The 4,345-nt window shown below is 68.1% G+C and carries 6 protein-coding genes; 5 read left to right on the top strand and 1 reads right to left on the bottom strand.

What is annotated here, in order from left to right; translation table 11 throughout:
- Nucleotides 1-292: transposase (locus INE98_RS11485; RefSeq protein WP_293539068.1), on the top strand; the 292-nt coding region annotated here is incomplete at its 5' end.
- Nucleotides 293-401: 109 nt separating this feature from the next.
- Here the strand turns inward: INE98_RS11485 and ybaL are convergent.
- On the bottom strand, nucleotides 402-2,036 hold the full coding sequence (gene ybaL, locus INE98_RS11480) for a YbaL family putative K(+) efflux transporter (protein WP_293539067.1): 1,635 nt from the start codon (nucleotides 2,034-2,036) through the stop codon (nucleotides 402-404).
- A 284-nt stretch (nucleotides 2,037-2,320) separates the two neighbouring features.
- Between ybaL and INE98_RS11475 the strand changes: the two genes are divergently transcribed.
- The 4 genes from INE98_RS11475 to INE98_RS11460 all read left to right on the top strand — a co-directional run.
- Complete coding sequence (locus INE98_RS11475) at nucleotides 2,321-3,148, top strand: alpha/beta hydrolase (RefSeq protein WP_293539066.1); 828 nt, start codon at nucleotides 2,321-2,323, stop codon at nucleotides 3,146-3,148.
- A gap of 122 nt (nucleotides 3,149-3,270) precedes the next feature.
- Complete coding sequence (locus INE98_RS11470) at nucleotides 3,271-3,471, top strand: helix-turn-helix transcriptional regulator (protein WP_293539065.1); 201 nt, start codon at nucleotides 3,271-3,273, stop codon at nucleotides 3,469-3,471.
- A 20-nt stretch (nucleotides 3,472-3,491) separates the two neighbouring features.
- Complete coding sequence (locus tag INE98_RS11465) at nucleotides 3,492-3,935, top strand: hypothetical protein (RefSeq protein WP_293539064.1); 444 nt, start codon at nucleotides 3,492-3,494, stop codon at nucleotides 3,933-3,935.
- Between the two features lie 26 nt (nucleotides 3,936-3,961).
- Nucleotides 3,962-4,345: TraB/GumN family protein (locus tag INE98_RS11460; RefSeq protein ID WP_293539063.1), on the top strand; the 384-nt coding region annotated here is incomplete at its 3' end.

Here is a 4,345-nt window from a genome sequence, read left to right as displayed (position 1 = left end):
TCCCACCCTCAGACCCGGCGACGTGGTGGTGATGGACAACCTCGGCAGCCGCAAGGGAAAGGCCGCAAGGGCCGCCATCCGAAGCCGCGGCGCACATCTGCTCTTCCTGCCGGCCTACAGCCCGGACCTGAACCCGATCGAGCAGGTCTTCGCCAAGCTCAAGCACCTCATGCGCAAGTCCCAGCCCAGAGGCGTCGAGGCCGCGTGGCGAACGGCCGGACAAATCCTCGAGCGCTTCACACCCAAGGAATGCGCCAACTCCCTCGTCAACGCAGGATACGGTTCTGTCTGATCGCGGTCCGCTCTAGGATCGCCAGGCCGGCAACGGCCGCCTGCTCTCACCGGAGCAGTCCCTCTAGGCCCAAGCCGCAGGGAGAGCCAGACGGCGGGCGGCGCCTCAGTCAGGCGGGCGCGGCGGAGGCGCCCGACAGCATGCGCAGGGCGATCGCCTCCTCTCCGAGGACCACATGGTCTGCGCCCCGGAGCCGCAGATCCTCGACCTCCTCCACGGAGTGCGCGCGGGCGACGATGGTGAGACCCGGATTGAGGTCGCGGGCCCGGTGGACGACGCCGCCGGCCTCGAACCCCTCGGGGATCGCCACGAGCAGACGCCCGGCGTCGGCCAGGCCCGCCTGCTCGAGGGTCTGAACCTGTGTGGCGTTGCCCGTCACCACCTCGTATCCGGCGGCGCGCGCCTCATCGGCGCGGTCCGACTGCTCCTCGATCAGCACGAAGTCCGTCCGCGCCGCCCTGAGGCGCCGCGCCAGCGACTTTCCCACCCGGCCATAGCCCACCAGCACCACCCGACCGGCGGCGGAGGCGGTTGTCGGGCTGGCGCCGGGAGCTGCGCTGGCGGCCTCTCCCGACTTGCGAACCACCAGCCCGAAGATGAAGGGATTGGCGAGGATCGACAGGATCGCCCCGGCCAGGATCAGGTCGCGCGCCTCGTCCGGCAGGATGCCGAGGGTCGCGCCAAGGCCTGCGAGAATGAAGGAGAACTCCCCGATCTGGGCCAGGCTCGCAGAGACGGTGAGGGCCGTTCCTCTCGGATACCCGAAAAGCCGGACGATGGCGTAGGCGGCCAGGGACTTGCCGAAGATGATGATGGCGACGGTCGCCAGCAGAGGCACGGGCTGCTCGAGAATGACCGACGGATCGAACAGCATGCCGACGGAAACAAAGAACAGGACCGCAAAGGCGTCCCGGAGAGGCAGGGATTCCTCCGCCGCGCGGCGGCTCAGCTGGGTTTCCCCGAGGATCATGCCGGCGAAGAAGGCGCCCAGGGCGAACGAGACCTGGAAGACATAGGCCGCGCCGAACGCCACCCCCAGGGCAATGGCCAGGACGGCGAGGCGGAACAGCTCCCGCGACCCCGTATGCGCCGTCCAGTGGAGAACCCAGGGGATGACCCTTCGGCCGACGATCAGCATCAGGGCGGCGAAACCCGCGACCTTGACCAGGGTGCCGATGGCGGCGGAGAGCAGGTCCGTTCCTCCCGCCCCGTTTCCGGCCTGCATCTGGGCGAAGACGGGAAGGAGGACCAGGGCCATCACCATGGCCAGGTCCTCGACGATCAGCCAGCCGACGGCGATCCGGCCCCGCTCGGTCTCCACCAGGTTTTCCGACTGCAGGGCGCGCAGCAGGACGACCGTACTGGCGACCGACAGGGCGAGGCCGAAGACCAGACCGGCCGCCACGGTCCAACCCATCACCAGGGCGAGGATGACGCCCAAGGCCGTGGCCGAGCCCATCTGCACGAGGGCGCCGGGCACCGCGATCCGGCGGACGGACATCAGGTCCTTGAAGGAGAAGTGGAGCCCCACGCCGAACATCAGCAGGATCACGCCGAGTTCGGCGAGCTCGGTCGCGATCTTGCCGTCGGCGACATACCCCGGAGTGAAGGGCCCGATCAGAACGCCGGCGAACAGGTAGCCCGCGACCGGAGAGACCTTCAGCCGGTGCGCCAGGGCCCCCATGGCGAAGGCCGCCACAAGGCCAGCGACGATCGTGGCGATGAGAGGCGTATGGTGGAGCATGGCGTGTCAATAGGGCGCACGAACCCCGCGTTCAATGCTCGGAAAGACGAAAAGGGTCGCGGCGATGGCGGGGAGACCAGCGGACAGCGCCACGGCCGCGAACATGAATCGAAGTCTCGGAAGGAGCATCATTTGCCCCTGCCCGGCTCCGGTGGCTTGAAAGGCCAAGGCCGGAACGGGCGCGTCAGGCCATGGCGAGGCCCTGTCCAGTTACCGACGCACGAGGCTTGCCCCATCCGGATTCTCGGCTTACGCTGTATACTATAGAGAACCTGAGAGACGCCATGGAGCGCTACGCCGACAACTCCGGAGTGAAGATTCACTACCAGGCGGCGGGAGAGGGGCCCCTGGTGGTGATGATCCATGGCTTCCCGGACTATTGGGCGACCTGGAAACCTCTGATGGGGACCCTTGCCGCAGAGGGTTACCGCGCCGCAGCCCTCGATTGCCGGGGCTACAACCTTTCGGACAAGCCGGAGGGGGTCGAGGCCTACGCCATGCCCCACCTGATCGGCGACGTCGCCGCCGTCATCGCCGCCGAGGGGGCGGAGGACGCCATCCTTGTGGGTCACGACTGGGGCGCCGCCATCGCCTGGCAGGTGGCCATCCACCGGCCTGACCTGGTCAGCCAGCTGGTCATCATGAGCGTGCCCCATCCGGCCGGCTTCGGCCGCGAGATGGCCGGCAACGCCGAGCAGCAGAAGAACAGCCAATACGCCCGTGACTTCCAGACCCCGGGCTTCGAGAAACACCTCACTGCCGAGGGCCTGGCCGGCTGGGTGAAGGACCCGGACGAACGCGCCGGCTACGTCGAGGCCTTCCGGCGCTCCAGCCTGGCGGGGATGCTGAACTACTACCGGGCCAACTACCCCTCCGGCGGCGGTGACGCCCCTGTGGCCGCACCGGACCTCCCCCCCGTCCAGGCGCCGGTCCTGGTCATCCACGGCATGCAGGACAAGGCCCTGGCGGCGGCCGGCCACGCCGGGACCTGGGACCACGTGGCCCGGGATACGACCCTGCTGATGATCCCCGACGCCGACCACTTCGTGCAGCACGATGCCGAAACCCTGGTGAACCGCACCATACGCAGCTGGTTGGCGGATCGCCGCTGAGGCGGGATCAGGCTGGCGCAGCGATCCTTGAATCGCCCTTCGCCCCCCAATGTCAGGTTGACTTGACATGGTCAGGTTAGGCTGACATTATGTCAGGGTAACCTGACATCAGATAGGGTGACATGCACAATCGATTGAGACTCCTCAGGGCGGAGCGCGGCTGGAGCCAGGCCGAACTGGCCGGCCGCCTCGACGTCTCCCGGCAGGCGGTCAACGCCATCGAGACCGGGAAACACGACCCCTCGCTTAGCCTCGCCTTCCGTATTGCGCGCCTCTTCGACCTTTCGGTCGAGCAGGTGTTCGCCGACCCACCCCGGGACTGAGGTCCCCCGGAGACAAAGCCATGAACGCCACCGAAACCCCCTTGAGCCCTGAGGCCGGCCGCCCCGCTGGCGAGGCGCGCGCCCTCCGCCGCCGGCGGATCTACGCCGCCATATTCGTCTTCAGCCTTCTGCTTGGCGTCGCGGTCGGCGTGAGCATGGGAATGGCCGAGGAAGGCGTGCTGAAGCTCACGCTTGAGAGCGCCTGGGGGCTGGCGGCGGCAGGGGCCCTGCTGATCGCCGGCTTCTCCGTCTGGTTCTACCGCTGGGTCGACGAGGTCGAGGTTCAGGACAACCTCTGGGCCAACACCGTCGGCCTGCACGTCGGACTCGTCGTCGGCGTTCCCTGGGCCTTCCTGGCCCACCTTGGCCATGCGCCTCAGGTGAACCTTTCGATCCTGTTCCTGTTCATCGTGGGCTCGACCGCCCTCTACTATACCGCCGTCAAGCTCTGGCGGCTGTTCTGATCCCCCCTTCCCCCGGAGACACGTCCATGAAGATCCGCCGCCTCGGGCGACTCGCCGCCCTCGCCGCCGCCCTCAGCCTCGCCGCGGCGCCCGCCCTCGCCAAGCCGCGCGACGCCGATCCGGCCCTGTGGGTGGTGCGCGACGCCGACACCACGATCTACCTGTTCGGCACCGTCCACCTTCTGCCCAAAGGCCTCGAATGGTTCGACGAGGCCGTCGCCGACGCCTTCAAGGCGTCGGATGAACTGAAGATGGAGTTGCTGCCTGTTGACGACCCGGCCCAGCTGGGCCCCCTCATCATGCAGCTCGCGGTCGATCCGAACGGCCGGACCATGTCCCAGCGGCTCTCGCCGGAGGATCATGCGGCCTATGTGAAGGCCCTGAAGAGCCTGGGCCTGCCGGCGGAGCAG

Origin of the sequence: Phenylobacterium sp., from assembly GCF_020253645.1 — a bacterium.
Lineage (GTDB): Bacteria > Pseudomonadota > Alphaproteobacteria > Caulobacterales > Caulobacteraceae > Phenylobacterium.
This window is presented reverse-complemented; position numbering and strand designations above follow the sequence as displayed.

Coding starts and splice junctions, on each gene's coding strand:
- INE98_RS11475 (WP_293539066.1), top strand. CDS start 2,321: ATGGAGCGCTACGCCGACAACTCCGGAGTGAAGATTCACTACCAGGCG.
- ybaL (WP_293539067.1), bottom strand. CDS start 2,036: ATGCTCCACCATACGCCTCTCATCGCCACGATCGTCGCTGGCCTTGTG.
- INE98_RS11470 (WP_293539065.1), top strand. CDS start 3,271: ATGCACAATCGATTGAGACTCCTCAGGGCGGAGCGCGGCTGGAGCCAG.
- INE98_RS11465 (WP_293539064.1), top strand. CDS start 3,492: ATGAACGCCACCGAAACCCCCTTGAGCCCTGAGGCCGGCCGCCCCGCT.